This window comes from Nocardia sp. NPDC047648 (assembly GCF_040642815.1).
In the GTDB taxonomy this organism is placed as follows: Bacteria; Actinomycetota; Actinomycetes; order Mycobacteriales; family Mycobacteriaceae; genus Nocardia; species Nocardia gamkensis.
In genome coordinates this window covers 217717-238837 of sequence record NZ_JBEYSX010000012.1, presented here as the reverse complement: position 1 = coordinate 238837, position 21121 = coordinate 217717, and the positions used below count along the sequence as shown (strand labels likewise).

The 21121-nt window shown below is 67.5% G+C and carries 13 protein-coding genes; 2 read left to right on the top strand and 11 right to left on the bottom strand.

From position 1 onward, the window contains the following. Positions 1 to 248 precede the first annotated feature (248 nt). A complete protein-coding gene (mobF, locus tag ABZ803_RS24790) occupies positions 249 to 6494 on the top strand; it encodes a MobF family relaxase (protein ID WP_357042594.1) in 6246 nt (2081 codons plus the stop codon). Positions 6495 to 6751: 257 nt separating this feature from the next. Beyond that, positions 6752 to 7165 carry an alpha/beta hydrolase-fold protein gene (locus ABZ803_RS24785; protein ID WP_357042591.1) on the top strand — a complete coding sequence of 138 codons (414 nt, stop codon included), beginning with the start codon at positions 6752 to 6754 and terminating at the stop codon, positions 7163 to 7165. A gap of 122 nt (positions 7166 to 7287) precedes the next feature. Here the strand turns inward: ABZ803_RS24785 and ABZ803_RS24780 are convergent, their stop codons facing one another. From ABZ803_RS24780 to ABZ803_RS24730, 11 genes are all read right to left on the bottom strand, one after another. Beyond that, complete coding sequence (locus tag ABZ803_RS24780; RefSeq protein ID WP_011209970.1) at positions 7288 to 7491, bottom strand: cold-shock protein; 204 nt, start codon at positions 7489 to 7491, stop codon at positions 7288 to 7290. Positions 7492 to 7885: 394 nt separating this feature from the next. Then, positions 7886 to 8725 (bottom strand): isochorismatase family cysteine hydrolase, encoded by an 840-nt coding sequence (locus ABZ803_RS24775; RefSeq protein WP_357042587.1) that lies wholly within the window; start codon positions 8723 to 8725, stop codon positions 7886 to 7888. Further along, positions 8726 to 8941 (bottom strand): hypothetical protein, encoded by a 216-nt coding sequence (locus tag ABZ803_RS24770; RefSeq protein ID WP_357042584.1) that lies wholly within the window; start codon positions 8939 to 8941, stop codon positions 8726 to 8728. A gap of 387 nt (positions 8942 to 9328) precedes the next feature. Then, positions 9329 to 10105, bottom strand: coding sequence for a hypothetical protein (locus ABZ803_RS24765; protein ID WP_357042581.1), 777 nt, complete (start codon positions 10103 to 10105; stop codon positions 9329 to 9331). Continuing rightward, positions 10102 to 11934: a caspase family protein gene (locus tag ABZ803_RS24760; RefSeq protein WP_357042578.1), complete on the bottom strand. Its 1833-nt coding sequence runs from the start codon at positions 11932 to 11934 to the stop codon at positions 10102 to 10104. Before ABZ803_RS24760 ends, ABZ803_RS24765 begins: the two co-directional genes overlap by 4 nt. A 498-nt stretch (positions 11935 to 12432) precedes the next feature. Next, a complete protein-coding gene (locus tag ABZ803_RS24755; protein ID WP_357042575.1) occupies positions 12433 to 13308 on the bottom strand; it encodes a DUF4913 domain-containing protein in 876 nt (291 codons plus the stop codon). Continuing rightward, positions 13305 to 15161 carry a TraM recognition domain-containing protein gene (locus tag ABZ803_RS24750; protein ID WP_357042572.1) on the bottom strand — a complete coding sequence of 619 codons (1857 nt, stop codon included), beginning with the start codon at positions 15159 to 15161 and terminating at the stop codon, positions 13305 to 13307. Before ABZ803_RS24750 ends, ABZ803_RS24755 begins: the two co-directional genes overlap by 4 nt. Positions 15162 to 15231: 70 nt before the next feature. Further along, positions 15232 to 15969 (bottom strand): hypothetical protein, encoded by a 738-nt coding sequence (locus tag ABZ803_RS24745; protein ID WP_357042569.1) that lies wholly within the window; start codon positions 15967 to 15969, stop codon positions 15232 to 15234. 332 nt (positions 15970 to 16301) lie between these two features. Further along, positions 16302 to 17273: a hypothetical protein gene (locus tag ABZ803_RS24740; protein ID WP_357042566.1), complete on the bottom strand. Its 972-nt coding sequence runs from the start codon at positions 17271 to 17273 to the stop codon at positions 16302 to 16304. A gap of 379 nt (positions 17274 to 17652) precedes the next feature. Beyond that, positions 17653 to 19473, bottom strand: a complete 1821-nt coding sequence (locus ABZ803_RS24735) for a hypothetical protein (protein WP_357042563.1) — start codon at positions 19471 to 19473, stop codon at positions 17653 to 17655. Positions 19474 to 19636: 163 nt separating this feature from the next. After that, a complete protein-coding gene (locus ABZ803_RS24730) occupies positions 19637 to 20818 on the bottom strand; it encodes a hypothetical protein (protein ID WP_357042560.1) in 1182 nt (393 codons plus the stop codon). Between the last annotated feature and the right edge of the window lie 303 nt (positions 20819 to 21121).

Below are 21121 nucleotides of genomic sequence, written 5' to 3'. Positions count from 1 at the left end.
CCTGAGCACCGCGCATCCAACGAACGCCCTCCTCGCATCTACTGTTCCCCTGATTATCTTTTAAGCCCCCCTTTTTCCTTCCATCCCCTGACAGCCTTCTCCCCCTTCTCTTCTCCATTTCGCCCGTCATACCTCTTGCATCCCGGATAACTTTTTCATAACGGGGATGTATTGCTGGAATGCGTTAATGCCGTTTGCATCACCGAAACGGCTGGCCGACAGAGCATAGTGGGTTCTGTCATGGAGGGGTGACCGTCACCCTCGCCAAGATCAGCGCTGGCGACGGCTACCAGTACTACCTGCGGCATGTCGCGGCGCATGATGCGGCCGAGCGGGGGCGTTCGAGCTTGGCGGACTATTACTCCGCGCGCGGTGAATCGCCGGGGCGATGGTTCGGTGCGGGGCTGGCCTCGTTGGCCGTCCATTACCGGGGCATGGTGGTGGAAGGCTCGGCGGTTCGGGCCGAGGACGTGGTGACCGAGTCGCAGATGAAGGCGCTGCTGGGGCTGGGTCGCCACCCACAGGCCGATACCATCGAAGCCGCGGTGATCGCCGAGGAGATCCGCCGGGGCGCGAAACGCAAGGACGCGAAGCGGGCGGCGGCGCAGGCGTCGAGGTTGGGTGCGCCGTTCCGGATCTACAACGGCGCCAGTGAGTACCGCAAACGGTGCGCGGTCGCGTTCAACGACTACAACACCAGCCGCGGGCTTCCTCGTTATGCGCCTATTCCGGACCAGGAGCGGGCCGCGATCCGTACCGCCGTGGCGCGGGAGATGTTCATCGCGACCTTCGCGCGCCCTCCATTGGATGCCCGGGAGCTGTCGGGATGGGTGGCGCGTAATTCGCGCCTGCACACCACGGCGGTGGCGGGTTTCGATTGGACGTTCTCGCCGGTGAAGTCGGTATCGACGCTGTGGGCGGTCGCGCCCCGTGACGTGTCGAAACTGATCGAGCAGGCCCATCACCTCGCTGTCTGTGACGCCATGCGCTACCTCGAGCAGCACGCCACCTTCACTCGGATCGGCCGCAACGGGGTGCGCCAGGTCGAGGTCGACGGGCTGATCGCCGCGGTGTTCGATCACCGCGAATCACGTGCCGGTGACCCGGATCTGCACTCACATGTGGTGTGCGCCAACAAGGTTCGTGCCGCCGATGGGCAGTGGCGCACGCTGGATGGCGCGGTGTTCTACCGTGCGGCGGTCACCGCCTCTGAGATCTACAACACCCGCTTGGAAGTGCATCTGGAGCGGCTGCTGGGATTGCGGTTCGCCGAACGCGCGGGCCTGGATCCAGGGAAGCGCCCGATCCGGGAGATCGTCGGGGTGGACCCGGCGTTGAACGAGCACTGGTCCCAGCGGGATGCCGCGATCACCGCGCGGCTGGGTGAGCTGACCATCGAACATCAGGCGACCTACGGGCGCGAACCGTTGCCGGTGGAGATGTATCAGCTGGTGCAGCGCGCGATCCTCGATACCCGCGGACCCAAACCGGCGGCGCGGTCTTTGGCCGAACAACGCGCGGCGTGGCGGCGTCAAGCCCTGGCGGTGCTCGGCGGGCCGGCTGGGTTGGCGGTGATGATCGCGGCCGCGTTGCATCCGGGCGCGCCGGTGCGGCCGGTGGTCGACGCAGCCTGGATATCTCGGTGCGCAGACCGGGTGATCGCGACGGTGTCGGCGCAGCGGTCGGTGTGGCGGCGCGCGCATGTGCGCGCCGAAGTCGAACGGGTCATACGCGGTGTGGTGCCGCTCGCACAGTGGGCACGTGTCGGCGCCGCGATCGAGGAACAAGCGCTCGCCCCGACGCGGTCGGTCGCGCGCGGCGACCCGGACGTGGCCGCCCATCCCGAACTCGCGGTGGTGCCGGGGTTGTTCCGCCGCGCGGACGGCCACTCGGTCTACAACACCGCCGACGCCCAGCTCTACACCGCACCGAAGGTGCTTGCCGGCGAAGCGGATCTGATCGAAATGGCCCAAACCCGCGATGGCCGCGCGGTTCCCCCGGCGTTGGTGGATGCGGCGATCGCGGTGTTCAGTGCGGATCCCGCCAATCGGCAGCGGCGGTTGAACGAGGGCCAGTTGGCGACGGTCCGTGCGTTCGCGACCTCCGGTGCCGGGGTGCAGATGGCCAACGCGCCTGCGGGGTCGGGCAAGACCACGGCGATGCGGGTGCTGACCGGCGCCTGGCTGGCCAGCGGGGGCACCGTGCTGGGGCTGGCGCCGACCGCGCGGGCGGCCGCCGTCTTGGCCGGAGATATTCGGGTGCGGGTGGAGACGGTCGACAAACTGCTGCACGTCCTGTCGCGTCACACCCCGACTCGTGAGCGGTTTCTGTTCGAATCCGACCGGCTGCCGCCGTCGCTGCCGCAGTGGGTTCTGGATATCGATGACCGCACGCTGGTCATCGTCGATGAACACGTGCAGATCGCCGACGCCGCCCGGCTGCGGTTGTTGATGTTCCTGCGCTCACGCAAAGCGACGATCCGGTTGGTCGGTGACACCGAGCAGCTGCCCGCGATCGATGCCGGGGGCGCGGTGCAGGACATGATCCACGCCGCCGGGCCCAGCACCCAAACCCTCACCCACATCGTGCGTTTCGCCGACGACGCCGAAGGCGAGGCCAGCCTGCTGCTGCGCGAAGGTGACCCGGCCGGCTTGGCCTATTACCTCGACCACGGCCGCATCCATGTCGGCAGCCCCGCCGCCGTCGCCGACGCCGCGTTCACCGGCTGGCTGGCCGACCACACCGCCGGACGCGACAGCGTTATGCTCGCCGCCAACCACGCGGTAGTCACCGACCTCAACCGGCTCGCCCGCGCTCACCGCCTCGCCGGCGAAGCGGCGGGCGCGCAGGTGGAATTGGCCGACACCTTGCACGCGTCGGTGGGTGACACGATCCGCACCGGACTCAACAACCCCCGCATCACCGTGGGCGACGACGACTATGTCCGCAACGGCTACCGGTGGATCGTCACCCACGTGCACGCGGACGGCTCGCTGAGCGCGGTGCAGTTGCTCGAACACCGGCAGCTCGGCGAGACGGTGTGGTTACCAGGCGACTACGTCGCCGCTCACGTGCGGTTGGGGTACGCCGCCACGATCGGCTCCGCTCAGGGCATCACCGCCGACACCTGCCACACCGCGCTGACCGGCCACGAGACTCGCCCGCAACTGTATGTCGCGGTCACCCGCGGCCGCGCGGGAAACCACCTGTATCTCACCACCACCGTCGACGGCGACGAACCCTCGTTCTGGACCGAAGAAGCGGTCTTGCCCCGCACCGGCCTCGAGATCCTCACCCGCATCCTCGGTCGCGCCGACACCGACAAATCCGCCCACACCGAACTGCGAGACGCGCTCGACCCGTGGCGGCGGCTCGGGCGCGCCACCGACATCTACCTCGACGCCCTGGCCGTCGCCATCGATCACGTCCTCGGCCCGTCGGTGTTGGCGCGCATCGACCACGACGCCGACAGGCTGTGGCCAGGTTTGGCCCGCAGCCCCGGCTACGGGGTGTTGCGTCAGCATCTGGGTCGGCTGCTGCTGGCCGGCCGCGACGCCATCGCCGAACTCGCCGCCGCGATCAAAGCCCGCGAACTCGGCTCCGCCGACGATGTCGCCGCGGTACTGGATTGGCGGCTGGACGCCTCCGGCGCCCACTCCGCGCCACCGGGCCCGCTGCCGTGGATCCCTGGCATCCCGGAGCGGCTGCGCAGCGACCCGGATGTCGGGGGGTTCCTAGCCGCCCGCGCCCGGGTCATCACCGAACTCGCCGAGAAAATCCGCGCGGCGGCTGGCGGTTTCACCCCGGCCAGCGCACCGCTGTGGGCGCGTCCGCTCGTCGGCGCCGACCCTGGATTGCTGGGTGATCTCGCGGTGTGGCGGGCCGCGGCGCATGTCGATGATCTCGACCGCCGCCCCGCCGGACCGTCCCGGTTCGTCGCCGCCGAACGACACCACCACGAGCTGCTCACCGCCCGCGCGGCCGAGGCGATCGGCGATGTCAACCTCGCCACCAACAAGTGGTCCGCGACCGCGAAACGCATCGCCGTCGGCGTCACCGACGACCCGTTCTGGCCCCTCCTCGCCGAACGGCTCGACACCGCTGACCGCGCCGGCATCGACGTCCCCGCACTGCTGGACACCGCCGCCGCGGCACGCCCGCTGCCCCATGAGATGCCCGCCGCTGTGCTGTGGTCCCGCATCACCCTCGGGCCCAGCGCCCTGGACACCCCTCACCCCGACACACCCCTGACGCCGGCGTGGACACCAGAACTGCGGGCGGTGCTCGGCGACACCGCCGCTGACCGGATCCTGGCCGACCCCGCCTGGCCGAAAGTCGTCGCCGCCATCGACCGCGCCGCCGAATCCGGGTGGAGCGCTCGCGAACTACTCGAAGTCGCCAGCGAACTACTCGTCGGCGGCCGCACCGACCACCGCGACCGGCTCCGCCCCGACCAGTTCGCCACCGCCCTGGCCTGGCGCATCGACGCCCTCACCCGCGCCGACCCCACCTACCCCGACCCACCTCCCTACACCGACGCCCCCGACCTCGGCGAATACCCCGCCACAGAACCCGACATCCCCCCGGTCCCCGACCACATCGCCGAAACCCTGTCCGCGCCTCCGGAGCCCACCATGGACGACCTCGCACCCCAGCCAGTGACCGATCCCGCCGCCGCGCATCCGCCGGACAGCTCTACCCCGGCCACCGCGCCTCGCGAGCGTGTGCCGCTGGCCGCGCAGGTCCGCGCGGTCGCCGAGCTGTTCAAAGCCGGACAGGTCACTTCCGCGGCTGAAGCCATCGCCCGGATCACTGAGGATGCCAGCCCGCTGGAACGCGACACCCTGCAACGGGTGGAGGAAACTCTGCGCCGCTACGCCTTCCCCGTCGCCCGCGCACGCCTGGAACACGCCGCCACACAATTCCCTGACCGCGCCGACCTCATCCGCGCCTGCATCCCCGACACCGACCCTGGGATCTTTCGCCGCGATAACAGCACCCGCCACCCCCAGTACCGCCGAAACACCCGCCGATGGATCGACCCCGCCCGCCGCGTTCCAGCCGATCAGCAGCAGGGGGAATCCGATCTCGTCTTCAACTACACCACCCGCGACATCGACTACATCATCCAACCCGACGCCGATGACCGAACCCGCGACGACGAACACCTTCCCCGCACATCAGGCCGGACCGTGAGATCGGTTCGGATCGTGGATAGCGACGACCGCCCTGGCCATCGGCCCACGCTGCACCGAAGCGATGACCATGACCGATTCGATGACGACACCGACCCGAGCCGCACCCGCCACCGCAACGAAAACCCCGGCCGGGATGAGCACCTGAATGCGCTGCTGGAACCACAGCGGGATCTGCCGTGCGTCGGCTGCGGATTCGAACGCCCCCTCATCGACCAACCGGCCTTCGATCCCGTCACCGGAGACACCGAACCCGACGACGGGCTGTGCAGTGATTGCCGTGATCAGGGCGTGCGCGGCATTCCTGCCCACGACCCCGACCGCTACATCGAGGCCAGGTGCGCGCACGTCGCCGCAACCCGGCCCGCGCCGGACGCGTTGGCGTTCCTGCACCGCGACTGGCGCCGCGTCCCTCTCGCTCACCGCCACCGTATCCGCACCTGGGTGATCGACCAGGGACTCAACACCGAAGCCGAACACGCCCGTGCCGAAGCAACCGACTCGCTGCGTGCCCTGTCGGATACGGAATTGAGCGACCGCATCCAGCACATCCGCCGTCAGATCGCGTTGAGCGCCAACATGAATGCAGCGGAAACCCTCCCAGCGGGAGCACTTCCCAACGCAGCCAGCGACCGCTACCGCGGCATCGAGGCCGCGATCACCCACGCCCGCGCCACCGCTGCCACCCTTGATCAACTCAACGCCGAACTGAGCACGCTGAGCCGAAAGATCGCCCGCAACCGCGCCGACATCGTGTCCACCACGCACACCGCACAGCGGCTGGAAGCAACTCTCACCTGGCTGACACAGGACCCGAAGAAGACCCGTGCCTCCGCCCAGCAGATTTCGCAAGCCCGCACCGCGGCCGCGGCAGCCAAAGACACTGCCCGCCAACTTCAAGAAAATCGCGAAACGCTGAGTCAGGAAAAGCAGCGCCTGGTCACCGACCGCGCGGCAGCGAAACGCACCGCCGAGAATGCCCTCCGCGACGCAGAACTCCTCGCTGGCCCGCCCGAGGACTGGGACGACATCCTCGCCCACCCCGAAAAGTTCTCATCACCGGCTACCACCCCGGTCGGAGAGACCACTACTTCTCCCGACCACCGACACTGGCAACAGCAACTCGACCGGATGCGCGCCGAACAACGCCGCCGCGCATCCCTCTCCGACACCGAACGTGACCGCGAACAGGCCCACCGCCGCTCGACCGAACGCGCGCCGCGACCGACAGACATCACCGCCCCCGAGCGCACGGGCGAACCGCAGCATCCCGCACCGGCTGACGGCTTGGAATTGTGAGATGAGAAGGTAGTCAATGGCCGGGTCCGCACGAGCACCCCCTGGCGACCGCACCTTGCGTCGATTCCCGACGACCCACATCGACCGCAGGTGCCACCCCGCACCAGCCCGCCTCTGCACGCCCAGTCGGAAGCGATGAGCGCGCCTCCGAGTACCGGCCCCGCAGTCGCCGCGAGCCCGGCCGTCGTGCCGTAGACGCCAAAAGCCAACGGCTGCTACAGCGGATGTGTACGCACCAACGATCCGCAAGGCCAACCGTGGTCACCGCCGCTGACACACGATGGCGCGGCAACACCCTCAACATGTGGGGGCCGCCCACCGACCCCCAATGGGCCGCCAACGACCGCTACCTCCATGCCGAACAACTCCGCGGCACCACCCTCTACGTCTCCACCGGCACCGGCACACCAGGAGCGCTGGACACATCCGACGGTCCGGGCATCGACGGCAAGCTGATCAGCCAGATCGTCAGTGGTGGTGTCCTCGAAGCCATCACCAACCAGGGCGCGCACGACCTGCGAAAAAGATTGCAGGAGTTGGATATCCCCGCGGCATGCGACTTCCGCGGCGTCGGCACCCACTCCTGGGTTTACTGGCAGCAGGGCCTGCACAACTCCTGGCCTCTGTTCGCTGCCGCCCTCGGGGCCACGAACGCGCGCTCCGCGCGATAGGCCCGCCCGCGTGCGTTAGAGCAGATCCGTCCCCGCCTCCGGTGTCGACCAACGGTAGCCGAGCGGCTGAAACGAGAAAGGCTCCGCACCGTTTCGGTGCGGAGCCTGCAAGTCACGCTGGGTCAGATAGCGCGGACGTCCTGAGCCTGCGGACCCTTCTGGCCCTGCCCGATCTCGAACTCCACACGCTGACCCTCATCGAGGGTCTTGAAACCCGAGCCACCAATGGCCGAGTAATGCACGAAGACGTCAGGACCGCCTCCGTCTTGAGCGATAAAGCCGAAGCCTTTTTCGCCGTTGAACCACTTCACGCTGCCTTGAGCCATGCTGTACTAATTCTTTTCTGTAGGTGAGCCGCGCAGATCACTTCGATGAGCCCGGTCTCGTGTCCCACTATGCCACACCTGGAAGACTCGCACGTCCACGGCTCGAGACTGTAGGCAGCGTCACTGATCGCGCGTCGTCTCTGAGGTGCCTTCTGCGCACCTCCGACGAGGCGCGGATGCGGGCTCGGACATCGCCTTGAATCCGCGATCCAGTACTCGAAATCCTCACGCTCGGGTACGCCGGGGTCTACTCGTCTTGCTGCGCCATGCCGAAACGGCGTCGCGGCGCTGCGGCATCCTGCCGAATTCGACTCGGACTCGAACACCACGCCGCTGATCGCTGACCGTGCCCTGGATGCGCGGTGGTTCATGGATGCCGAATGCGAGTTGGCGGCTACCGGGGCATGGGCATGTTCGGGTCAGACCAGTAGTCGGGATCGCGCCCGTAGTTCGGTGTCCGGTACGCCAGATCCCATGCCGCGCCGGGAACGATGAGTTCGCGCCAGGGAGCGACTTCGACGTAGAGCACCCGCATCGCATTGAGCGCCGCGACATGCAGGGCGGGTCCATCGGTGCTGACCGAGTCCTCGGCGACGGCAACCTCGAAATTGCGTTCCAGACCTGCCCTGACGGTCGCCTCGACACACACATTGGTCTGCAGTCCGGCGACGATCAGCCGACGGACGCCCATACTGCGCAGGATCGGATCAAGTTCGGTGTATGCGAAGAAGCTGTGCCGGGTTTTGTCGAGTACCAGGTCATTCGGCTGCGGTGCCACGGCATCGATGATCTGTGATCGCCAGCGCCGATCCTCGGCCGTCAGGCGCGGCAACAGCGGGGCGCGCAAGCGTCGATGCCGGGCGGAGCGAGGATTCAGCGCCAACGACCCCGCCGGGCTGGGAAGTTGACGGGAATACACCACCGGGACGCTCATCGAGCGGGCAGATTCGGCCAGTTCACGACACTCGGTTACCACTTGGTCCAACCGCCAGATCGGCGGCCAGCCCAGCGCATCGCGGACGTCTTGGACGAGATAGCTGTTCTGCAGGTCGATCAGCAACAACGCAGTGTCGGACAATGGCTCCCCCAACTGACGAACCCAACTGATCCTCGGACAAGTCAGCGTAGGACCTGCCCGCATCACTGCGCGGCGGTTCGCCTGGCCCGGGCCGGTTTTCCACCTCCACGCCGCCGAAATCCGTCTGCTACTGCCGCCGAGGACCTGAGCAAGCAACTACACAGCATCAGCCGCCAGATCGCCGCCGCGCGGACGTAACGCATCGCCACCAGCGACCCCATGCGCCTCGAGACCACCCTCGACGCACTGCGACGCACCAAACAGCAGCTGATCGAAGCAGGCGTTGCTGCACGGCACACAGCCGAGGACGCCCGCCGCGATGCCGAACTCGTCGCGGGCCCGTCCGAGCGCAGGGACGAGGATCTCGCCCACCCCGTGCGGTTCTCACCACTGGCTGCTACCGCAGTCAACGAGACCAGGCCTCCCGACCAGGCTCCACGCCGAACAACGCCGCCGCACAGTGCTCCCCGAAAGCCGAGCGTGACAGCGAAGAGGCGAGTCGCCGATCGAACGACCACGCGCCGGAACCAACAGACATCACCGCCCCGGAGCGGACGGGCGAAGCCGCGCCGACAGATGGTTTGGAGTTGTGACACGAGTGGGGTGTGGTCGATGGCCGGGCCTGCACGAGCACGCGCAGCATGTCCCTGGCGACCGCGTCAACTGATCATTCGGTAACCAGCAGCATGGCGATTCTGGTTGCGACCGTCGGGTCGGCCAGGTAGCCGGCAATGCCATGTCGGTTGGAGGTGAAGTTGGTTACGTCCGGGTAGTTTTCGATGGCCGGATCGGTCGGGAAGTGACGCTGATCGAGGGGGCGCAGTGCCACGATGTCGGCTTTGTCGTAGGCGTTGAACCAGCTCGCGACATGGGGTGGATATGTGACCGGGGGTCGGAGCCGGTTGCGGATCGCGGCGATTCCCAGCGGGAACCAAGGGTAACCAGGCCGCGGCAGGGTGTGGTGTCCTGCTGTGACCGGAGCACGTTGTAGGAGACCACTGTGCCGAGCGAGTGCGCGACCAGCACGAATGGTGTGGTGTCGAGTTCAGCGGTCACGACTTGGTCGACCGCTCTTTGCACGGCGGCGTTGGTCACATACAGCGACACGTCCCGAAGCCAGGAGTCGATCAACCGGGCGTCCAGCCCAGGGATCCGGGACAAGGCGCGCACCGCCGCGAGCACCCACCCCCAGTTCTGGGGGTCACGGGCCTGAGCATCACTGAGCTCAGCAGCGACCTGGGCATCGGAGATACCCGCCCCGGTTATCAGTTCGTGCAGAATCGCCCGCTGGGTCGACGCGTAGGACGGCGGGCCGCTGCCCGCTGCGCGTGCGGCGATGTCGGGCGGCAGGTGCTGCTCGACACGATCTACCAGGTCGGCGAGTAGATCGCCGTAATAGGCGAGTCTGATCTCGGTAGTCGAGGCGTGCACTCCACCGCGCTGGAAACCGATGCCCAGTGCGTCGAGCCACTCCGCGCGCAGCACGGCAGGGTCCTTGCGTTGTTGTGATCGACCGTGCACGAACACGAGTCTCATGAGTCGGCTCCTCCCAGCAGGATATCGAGCGCGATGTCAACGCCTTCGGTGTCGAAGGTGGTGTAGAGGGCCGGTATGAGATGGCGTGCCAGTTGCCGGTGATACGGGCGTGCCGGTGCCGGATTGTCCCCGAGTAGTAGCCAGCCTCTGGTCATCAAGGGCGTGAACGGATGAACAATGTGTTCGCTGAAAATGATCGAGGGCGAGGAAAGGGATCGACCGCCCGTGGCCGACGGTCGACTCGCCAGCAGTGCAAGGTCGAAGCTGACGATGCGATCGCCTAGAGCCAAGCGGATCAAGTCCGCATCGAACTTTCCTTGCTCGGACGCCGCATACGCTTCCAGCATGTCGTGAACCAGGAAATCGGTCGTGTGGTTGTGAGAGCGTCCCAGACTGCGCCTGGGATCTCTTTCGGGAGCGGGCCGTTGCAGCGCGGGAGCCATGTCGCCGTTCTGTGCAGCGTCAGTGACGACAGCGAGTCTTTCCCGCGAGTCCTCGAGCATACGTCTGAGGCCGAGATTTTCACGTCCGGAAGTGACGGTGGTGTAGTTCATTGCCGTGACGCGACCACCGTCCACGACAACAGTGGCCACTGTACCCGGTACAAGAGGTACGACCGTTCCGGTCTCGTTGTCGAATTGCAGAACTGCGCTGGTCGCAAAGCCGTAGCGGCCGGCTGGAACGAACTCCCACCGATGCAGATCGGTCCGTTGCTGTTGGTCGGAGATCTCCCAACCCACTGCTGTCACGTGCCGAAGTTGCGTACCCCGAATTGCGACCCACGCGTGAGAGGGATCAATCGGTGCCGAGAGGTCCGCGGCAGGATCACGCAGCCGGCCGGCAAGCCGGCGTATCCGCGCGTCGGTCTCGTGCTCGCGCGATCGCCATGGTGCTCTTCCCCGACGACCAGACAACCGTGTGATGACGTCCAATGCGCGCGAGGTCGCCTGCTTGCTCGTGCTGGGCGCAGGCCTGCTGGGAAGGGATCCAGTCTTCTCGACGGTTGCGAGGAACTGCGGCAGGGCGGTTTCGACCCTGATGTCCGGTCGCTGGTCAAGCAGAGGATCGATGCGAGCGGCGTGATCGATGACAGCTGTGATCAGCGGCGGCTTCAGGGCACGCGAGGTCACCACGGCAACGCCCGCGGCCGAGGAGCCGTGATTGGCAGACGCAGCACCAAACGCTGGATGGGCACTGGCGGAGACATATTCGACGATGTCACGCGGCGGCGCGCCGAGGACATCGAGCAGACAATGCGTGAAGATCCCGTACCCCGGTCGCGAGGCAGAGCGCACCTCGTAGGCGGGGTTGCCCGGCGCGGTGCCGAAGTAGATGTCGAGTTCGGCGACACCGACTTCGTGGGCAGGAAGCGGGAAAACGCTTGCCCCGGTCAGCCCATAGAACGGTGGTCCACTGACGTAGGTGCGGCATGCGTCGGAGATCAGCACCACATGCGGGATACCCGCCAATCGCGCGTGCTCGGCGGTGAGGAGCATATTGACCGCCTCCGTACTGTCAGAGGCGGCATCGGACAGCAACCAGACCTCCGCGCCCGGCGACATGAGCAACCCATGCCCAGCGAAGTAGACGATCAGCTGGTCGTAGATTCGCTGTTCGACCACCGCGCGAACGGATTCGAAAACATCACGACGACTCACCGAACTCCCAGCGCCGTCGGTCAGAAGCGTGACATCGCACCCCTGCGACCGCGCCCAGTCCGCTACTGCCGTTGCCCCGGCTGCAGCCGCCCGGAGTGGTTGCAGCCCAGCCACACGATCGACGCCGATACATACCGCGGCGCGCCGGTACCCCGCCAATGGTCCTGTCACCGCATCAGTTCTAGTCGATTACTCTCCAGCGCAAGGACTTCAGGGTAGCTCGCTATGGGGATGGCGGCGCAGGCCAGAAACGGTCATCAGCGAGCCCGCATCGCGGGCTCTTTCTCGGTGCCAGAACCTTGTCGCTGCGGTGACGCGCCATAACAGTCGCTGTCCGGAGTGTGCGGCTGCTCGGTGGCGCGGTCGCGGTGCGCGACTTCGCCGCGCTCGGCCCGAAGCCAACTTCAGCGCGTCGGCGCGGGCCGCTCACCGCCGAGGACGAGCTGCGGCCTGATCTTGTCGTTCTGGTCACGTGTGCGGGTGGTCGATCCGACCATGAACAGCCCAGGACCGAGAACTTTCAGCGGCCACGTCGGCCGCTGCCCCCTCCACAGGGGAAGGAAGGTGAGTGCTGGTATGTGGTGGGATCGGGTGATGGGGTGTCGGGCGCCCGGTCGGGGTCCGCTGGGCTCATGCACCGGTGACACAGGATCTTCCCGGCACCCTTGTTCAGGAGATGCGGAAGTCGCTGAGGATGCGGAAATCTGGCCCGAAACCCGCATCCTCGACCGCGGTGAGAACACCGGGCGGGTTGAACCAGTCGTGCGGCACGTCGGCGAACGGCAGGCCGTGGCTGTCGGTGTGATGCTCGGGTGTGCAGCGGTGCAGTGGCCCGTTGGCGGCGTCGAGGATGAGGCGCATGTGGGGGTCGATGTGGCCGACGAACAGGCTGCTCATCTGGCTGCGGTCCTCGCTGCGGCGCGCGGCTTCGAAGATCGCGTGCATGGCAGCGAATCGGACGGCGACCGTGCGGTGTCGCCACCACTGCCGGCACCAGGTGTACATACCTTCGCGGCCCTGCCCGATCAGTCGCACCGAGATCACCGGCAGCAACCATTGCTCGGTGAACTCCACGAAGGTGGGAAACCGCAGCGGCGGCGGCTGGTCTTCTGCCCCGTCGCCGGTCGGGGGCGGCGGGGCCGCGACGGCGGGACCGAACCATTCCGGGGGGACGGGGTCGAACGGCAGCGAGGGCACCGCGACGTGTTTGGTGCGGGTGCAGCGGTGCAGGGGGCCGTTGGCGGCGTCGAAGATGATCTGGAAGTGGCGGTCGACATGCCCTAGCAGGTACGAGCTGACCGCTGCGGCGTCTTCGCGGGCGCGGAAGGTTTCGAACGCGGTGTGCAGGTGCGCGATGCGCACGGCGACCGCGCGGTGAGCCCACCATTTGGTGCACCAGGTGTAGGTGCCTTCGCGGTTGGCTTCGGCCAGCCGCACGCTCTGCAACGGCAGCAGCCAGGATTCGGCGAAGGCCACGAAATCCGTAAACCGTTGCGGCGGCGGTGGTGCGGGCGTGGCGGTGGCGTTGCGTTTCTTGCCGGTCACAGCTCGTCCTCGTCGTCGTCTTCGTTGTCGGAGTCCGGGTCGAGAAACACCGTGTGTTTGGGTGTTTCGTCGAACTGGGCGAGGGAGGCGGTGATCAGGTCGGCGTGTTCGCTGGCCTGCCACCAGGGTTTGCGCACCAGGATCGGGCGGTGGCCGGGTAGCCGCACCAAGGCCCGCTGTTTGGGTAGCGCTGCCAGGGCGGCGACGTTGAGGATGGGTTCGGCGCGCCAGGTCAGGGTGCGGTTGGCGCCGCCGGGTCCGACGCTGTGGGAGCGGTCGGCGACGTCGTGCTCGTCGGTGACGGTGGAGAGTTGCTGGAGGAATTCGGTGTCGCTGATGCCGCCGCCATAGACCTCGATCGCTTGGGCTCGCATGGTTTTCAACCCGTTTTCGCCCCACAGGTCTTTGCCTTGTTCGAGGACCTGCAGGAAGGTCATGAGGATGACGCCGTGCCCGCCGGCGTAGGTGTAGTAGCTGGGTAGCAGTGAGATGGGGCAGCAGTTGGCGGCTTCATCGAGCACCGCCAGCAGCGGCACCGCCAGCCGTCCGTCGGGGCGGGCCCGCGCGGCGGTGAACGCCGATTCGAGTACTTGCCCGACCAGTGCGGCGGTCAACGGCGCCGCGGAGTCGGGGCCTTCGATGCTCAACGCGTAGAGGGTGTCGTTGCTGGTGACGAACTCCCGGGGGTCGAACTCGGGCAGGTCGTGGCGCGGGCTGTGGAGGTCGGTGCCGAGTTCGATGTCGATGTCGTGTTCGCTGCGTTCGTGGGCGGTGATGGTGCGCCGGATCGGTGGGCACACCATCTGCGCATAGACCTCATCGGACAGGACGTTGAGGAATCTGCGAGCCATGTCGAACAGGCCGTCACGCTGGCGTGAGTACAGCGCTTGATATTCCAGGATCCGTTGCGCGGGACGCCGTTTGCGCATCTTCTTCAGGATCAGTGCCGGGGTGGTGTCTTGGTCGTGGCCGAGCCATTCGGCGACATGCAGCAGGTCGCCTCCGGCGCAAGCAGCGGCCAGCAGATAGCACGCCAGCAGGTCTTGCGCGCCGCCGTCGAAGTAGCTGTCGACGCGGGCGTCTTTCTCTTTGGATGCCGAGACGAAGAACGAGGCCAGCTTGCGGGCAGCCGCCAGTGTCGTGACCTGCCGCAGCAGGTTCACCCAGAACCCGACCTGCACGCTGCCGGTGACCCCTTGCGGATCCAGCAGCCACTCGCGACCCTGCTTGCGGCGACCGAGGACGGTGTGGCGGTAGAGGTCTGGCCGGTTGGAGGTCGCCAGCACCGGCCCCCACGCCGACATCATGGCGGGGATGGCCCAGGCCATGGTTTTGCCGGTGCGTGCACCGGCCTCGATGAACACACACATCTCCGCCGGGACGTGCAAAGCGAGATCCCCGGCGACGGTGAATCCCAGCGGCGGGCCCGGACGGGCCCGCACGTGCTCGGGTGCGTCTTTCAGCAGCCGCCGGGCGGCTTCGCTGTTCGCGCGCAGCGTGCCGATGCTCAATTGCCCGGGACGCTGCATCGTGCGCGCGGCGGCATCGATTTCCAAGCGATCACCGGTGTGCCGCCGCAGCAGCCAGGGCGTGAGGGCGGATGCGGCGAGGACGGCGAACGCGACGGTGATCGCGGTGGACTGCCATGGCCAGGCGCGGTCGCCGACTGCTACCTCGAGCAGCGCCGCGGTCGGGTTCCATTGGATAGGCAACCCCGCGGCGGCGCTGCCCAGGCTCAACGCTGCCCACAGCAGGACAGCGACCGCGACGACTGCCAACAGCACAAGCAGTGCGCTGAGTTCCTCGCCGATGCCCGCGGTGGTGCGGCGGCGGGATTCGCGGGCCGGGCTCATCGTTGCTTCCTTCCCCGCCCACGCCGACCCGCGACAGCCGCGAACGCGTATGGGTGCGGTGCCGGGCGGTTCACAGCTCTGCTCCCGGGCTGCTGATGCCGCGCTCGGTGCTTGCTGGCGTCGGCGACGTCTCATGCGTCCACGTCGGTATGCCGCTTCTGTCGGGCATCGTGTCGGTGATGGCGGAGCCGATCGTGCTGGGTGTGTTGGCTGCGCTGTGTTCGACTGTGGGGTCGGTGGTGATGCTGCTGGCCAGGGAGGGTTGTGCGGCAGTGGTGCTGGCCGACTGCGTCGGTGACAGGTCGTGGGCGACCTTTTGGCTCCACGCTTGGAGGACGAATTGGGGTACTTGGTCGAGGAGTGCGCGCAGCGCCGCCGCGTCCATCTCGGCTGCGGCCAGGGCGGCGTTCATCTGTTCGAGACGGCCCAACGTGCGGTCGGAGGGTTGCTGATGCCAGTACACGCCGGTGCGGCCGAGATCGACAGCGCGTTGGATCTTCTCGGCGGGCACGCCGTCGGCGGCCGCGTCGCGGGTGGCGGCGCGCAGCGCGGTCTCCAGCGCCGCGTAGCGCGGGGTGGCCGCCAGCCACGGCGGCGCAGTGGGGGTTTGCCCAGGAGGGTTGTGTTCCCGGCTCGCTTCGACGGCCAGATTCTGTAATCCCCGAAGGTGTCTCGTATGCAGGTCGTCACGCGCGGCGTCGGCGGAGAAGTCGTGCTCGATGGGTGCTTGCTGCAGTTCTGTCGGGATGAGCCCGTACTGGGCGAAACGGTCGCTGCCGACCGAACCGTGGGTGGATGGGTCGGTCATCGCTCGCCGACCTCACGGATCGGAGACGACGCCGTCGCATGGGCACTCGTTTCGGTCGCTGGCCGCCCCGCCGCGCGGAATCGTTGCGCTGCAGTGATTTCGTATGCCGCGCTGTCCCGCCGACCGGCGTCTGCGGTGTCGCGGGCGATCGCGGCCACCGGACTGCGGTCAGAGTGGACAGACGACGGATGCGCGACGGGCACTGCTCGAACACGCGGTACTGCCCGGAGGTCGGCGCGCTCGCCGTGATGCTGGTGAAGATGGGCTACTGGTTGGCCCGGTGGTCGAATGCACATGGATATTCCTCGACTCGTTGGTCGGTGGTCGGCGGGTCATCGGTCGACACCGAGATCGCGCTGGGGTTCGGCTGCCGGGGCAGGCGAGGTGCTGAGGTGGGGTGCGGCATACCAGGCGTGGTTGCCTGTCGCGGGCATGATGTCGGTGATCGCAGACCGGATGGGCGGGACGGCGCCACGCGCTGGGCGCGTGCGAGATCCCTCGTCATAGAGGCGCTCACGCAACACCATGTGCAACGCGTTCTGCGCTCGCACGATCAGTGCATCCGGGCTTGGTGGCTTCTCCCAGTCGGCAGCCGAGTGGGGCATGGCGGTGCTGTTCAACCCTCGGCGCAACTCCGTGAGCGAGTTGTGTGCTTGCTCGGCGATATGCGGATCGGCGTAACGGCGCCACGCTTCCTCGATGCTCGGCAGCGCGGCGTCGGCGTGGCGGCCGACAAGCTGCCGCCAGCCAGCGTCGCTGATCTCCCACGGACGGCCGGGGTCGCGCCCTCGTAGTCGAATTACATCCACTCTGAGGGCGGCACATGCCCATATGGCCTGCATGTTGGCGTGGAACTGGCGTACCGCGGCGGGGGCTGGCTCCCATTCGATGCCCTCGACGGTGAGGCGATGCGTGCGCGCGGCGGCGATCGCGGCCATCTCGGTCAACTGACGGGTGTGCTGGGTCAGGCGGCTGGTGGGACTGCGACCTCTGGCCGGGACCGGCCGGGCGAACAGTTGATCCTCACTCCACTCGTGGCCGGCGTGCCCCAACTCGCGGGCGTGTTTGATCCATTGGGTGGGTATGCCGAGGCTGGCGGCACTGGCTTCAGCGCGCTTGCGCTGGTGAGTGGATTGTTCGATGTGGCCGAGAATTGTGATGGCGGTCGCGATGTCGGGGTCTGCGCTGAGCATGCTTGTGCGCAGGCGCGCGGTGCGCGCGGCCGACTGCTGGATCGTGCGCAGCACCGCTGCCTGCTCGGCAGGCAGATCCCCGGCGCGCGCCGCCGCAGACGTGCGGCTCATCGCCTGCCTCCGCATGCACGCTCCCCACTCGCGATCACGCCGCCGCAGTCGGAGGCTGTCGTGGTGTCCATCCCGGAGTTGGCGTCGGCAAGGCAGGCCGGGCGGCGCCACCGCCGGAGGGTCTGCCGCGGCGTCGTGGCGGTGACCTGTATTGCCTGCAGTCGGTGGTGGCCGAGTCCGCAGTTCGAGCGTTGATCGGCGTTTCGCGGCTGCCGCCTGCTCATCGGGTGTCTCCTTCCGGACGCGTGATCGGCGATGTCGGGCTGGGCGGTGTCCTGGCGGGGATACGGGCGTGCCTGGACACGGGCGCTGTCGACGGAGGAGCGCCCGGTGTGGCGTGTTGGCGGCCTGCCCGCGCTGGGTGCGCGGGGTTGCCGGGTCACAGCTGGGGTGCGGCGCCCCTTTCGACCGCAGTGGCTGTGGTGGGCTGACCGTCTGCGGGGGTCACGGTGGTGGTGCGCTGGATGGCGGGCGGAAGGACAGCGTCGATGGCGGTCTGTGTGCCGGGCGCGGTTTGCTGCGGTGGCGCTGTCTCGACGAACAGTGCGCGGGTCAGCGGGTCGGCCGTCTGCAGCAACGCCGAGTCGATACCCGGCGAGGAGGTCAGCTCGGCGACACGCTCGTGCCAGGCGTGACGGCGCGCGAGAAGCGGAGCGCTCAACTGGTGGGCGGCGGTGGCGAGCTGATCGAGCGTGGCGCGCAGTTCCCGCCGCTGCTGTGCCGCGAACCCGGCGCCCGATAGCGTCTGGTCGAGGGTGTCCACTGCACGGGTGAAACTGACGCGTCCGCGTCTGTCGTCGTCGTAGACGTCGCGTCCGCTCGCGAGGTCGTAGATGTGGTCTTGCACCGACGAGCCGACGATGTCGCTGATCGCGCCGGCGACTTCTGCGGCGGGATCCATCTCCAACACCACGACCCCCGCTCGGTTGAGCGCTTCGTCGATCACCGACGCGGCCCGCTGAGCGAGAACCGTTACCGCGCTGAAACGTTCGGACAGATCTTGTGCTTGCTTGTGCCGCTCGCTGACGAACAGCAATCCCGGCATGTGCGCCGGGCCGATCGCGAACCCGTCGAGGACCTCCCGCACCCGGAGGCGTTCGATCCCGAGCAGCCCTTCGCCGCGATCGATCTGCTCGAGGATCCTGTCGCGGGTGGCGCCGACGTCGTGCAGGAGGTTTTGGACCTGGTTGAGGACGCGGCCGGTGAAGGCGTCCGGGTCGACCGCGAGCCGCTCGGCGGCCTGGTGCACATCCCGTGTGGCGGCAACGTAGTCCCACACCAGTTGTTCCAGTTCCGCGCGGTGGGCTTGACGCGGCCACGTCAGCTGCGGCATCCGGCTGCCCTCGCTCACCGCCACGCGCAGCTGGCGGGCGAACTCTCGGTCCGGCTCCGGCATCGACAGCACCGCCGCCTCGAACCAGGGGCCGGTCACATACTCCCCGGGGCCGAAGAACACACCGCGGTGCGGATCGCGGGCTTCTTCCATCTCCCGCCGCAGCATCCCGGTCAACTCCGCACGGGCGTCGACGAGCACCGGTGCTTCGGTGAGCAGATCCAACTCTGCTGTGGTGTCGGAAAGGTAGGCCAGCACGAAGGCCACCCGCTGCCGGTCGAGCCGGCCGACTCCTGCCGTGGCGAGCGCGGCATCCAGCCAACCGCGGACCGTGCCGCGGCGAGGATCGGACACCGCCCCCACCGCGCGTGCCTGCTCCTCGGAGGTCAACCCGGACGCGGCGATCAGCGCGGTCGCTGCCCGCCGCGCGGAGTGTGATTGCCGGTCGCGTGCCGCGGTTTCCATGCGCCGTTGAGTGTCGAGGGCGTCGAAGCCGGGGTCGACGGCGACCGTCGCTGCCACAGGGTCGATCACCAGCCCATAGGCGCGGCGGAAGTGCTGTACCAGCCTCGCCAGCTGCTGGCGGGCCACGGCGGATTCTTCGCTCCACACCACGGCATCGGTCAACGCTGCGGCAAGATCCTCCGGCGGCGCGGCGAGGTCGGTCGCGGCGATCCTGCGTTCGGCGTCGACGCGGTCGCGGCCGCGTTGCGCCTGGCTGTAGTCCGGGTCGCGCTGCCCGGCTCGCGCGGTCGCCGCGCGGTGCAGCGCGACAACGACAAGCAGACACCCCAACCTCTGATACGGGCCTACCGCCGGCGGGCCGACCGGTCTCGGGCGCCCGGGCCCGTCGATGGCGTGCTTCATCGCGCACCCTCCTGTGGTAGGGCCATGGCGATCACACCTGGCCTGTGGTGGGGCGGAGCTGGGATCGACAGCACGCCCGCCGCGGTGAGGCTGCGGTGCGGGCGAAAGTCGTGTTTCGCCGGCACCGTGGCCGCTTGCGCTGCGTCGGTGCGGCGGTGGCGGGTCATGGCCCCACCTCGCTGGCGGCAACCTGCTCTGTTCCGCTGGTCCTGTCGGCGGGGTCAGCGCCGAGTTCGGCGTCTGCTGCCGGTTGCGCGGCTGCGTTCGCCGCGGCGACCGCTTCGCCGATCGGAGCTCCCTCGCCCAGACCGGGATCGGTCTCGGTGGTCAGTAGGTTCGTCAGGTACCGGGCCGCGAGGATCGTGGCTGGGTCCGCATCGGGGTTCTGCGCGTTCTCCAGCAGCTTCGCCAACGCCTCGACCGGATCGGCGCCGAGATCACCGAGGTCGTTGAGGGCGGCATCGAACTGGCTGGGATCCAGACCGGTGTCGTCGCGAAATCGTTCACTGAACGCGTCGCCGGCAGTGGGGTCGGCGGTGCTGTTCGCGGCAGCGAACCGGCCCGCCGCAGCCATCGCTTTGTCGAAACCCTGCTGGTTGCCGGTCAATGTCTGGGTGAGTCCGGCGGTGCGCGCGCGCAGAGCCATCTGCTGCTGGATAGCCGCCTTCTCCAGTTCGTGCAGTTCGTCCGCTCGGGTTTCGCGGTTGTTGTGAGCGGCGAGCCGGTTGGCGTGGAGCTGGTCTTCTCGCTGCTCCGCCTTGCTTTCTCGGCCGATGCGTCTGCTCTGGTCTTCTCGTTTGATCTGCTCTTCGGTGCGCGCGGTGTTCTCTCGCGCTTTGGAGGCGTCGACCTGGGCGTTCGTCGCTCGCTCCCGGCGAGCGTTCTCGGCAGTACTGTCGCGGCTTTTCAGACCGAACTCGGCGACACGTATCTGGTTCTGCAGATACGTGCTGCCGACCCTGGCGGCGGTTTCGCGTTCCTCACGGGCGTTTCGGTGGACGCTGTCGCGGTTGCGGCGTTCGACATCCTCGTCTGCGATGGCGATCTCACGTTGCCGCTGCCGCATTCCGATCTGGTGACGCTGCTGATTTCGGTCCTCTTCCGCAGTGATACTGTCCATCCGCGCTGCATGCAGTTCACTGCTTTGCCGGATCCGTAACTCGCTTTCCAGCCGGGAGCGGTCCTCGGCATTCATCCCCCGCACGAGGTCGGTGACGGTGCGGGCGAGGTTGAGTCCGTTCATGATTCCGAAGCCGAAGGAGCGGCTGACCTCGTCGACCGGCTCGCTCAACGCAACCACCAGACTTCGCGTTTGTGCGATGAACGGCAGAATGGCGGTATCCATCCGTGCGTGCTCGGCGACAGATCTACGATCACCACAGCGTCTCCTCATCGAATTCGATGCGCGACTATCGGGAACACACCCGCAGGGGACCGAAGTGGCGAATGTGTTCCCGATGCGAACCCCGCAAGGAATGTGCAATTGCGGGTGAGCGCTCCTCTATGACACAACGATCGACACTTGCGCCACCAGCGGTCTAAAAGATGCACTCTGCATTAATGCTCGTTTGCCTCAATTGAATTCGACGCGGCCACAGGCAACCACAGCCCGCGGGCGCAGACGCCCGCGATATCGGCGATGACCTGC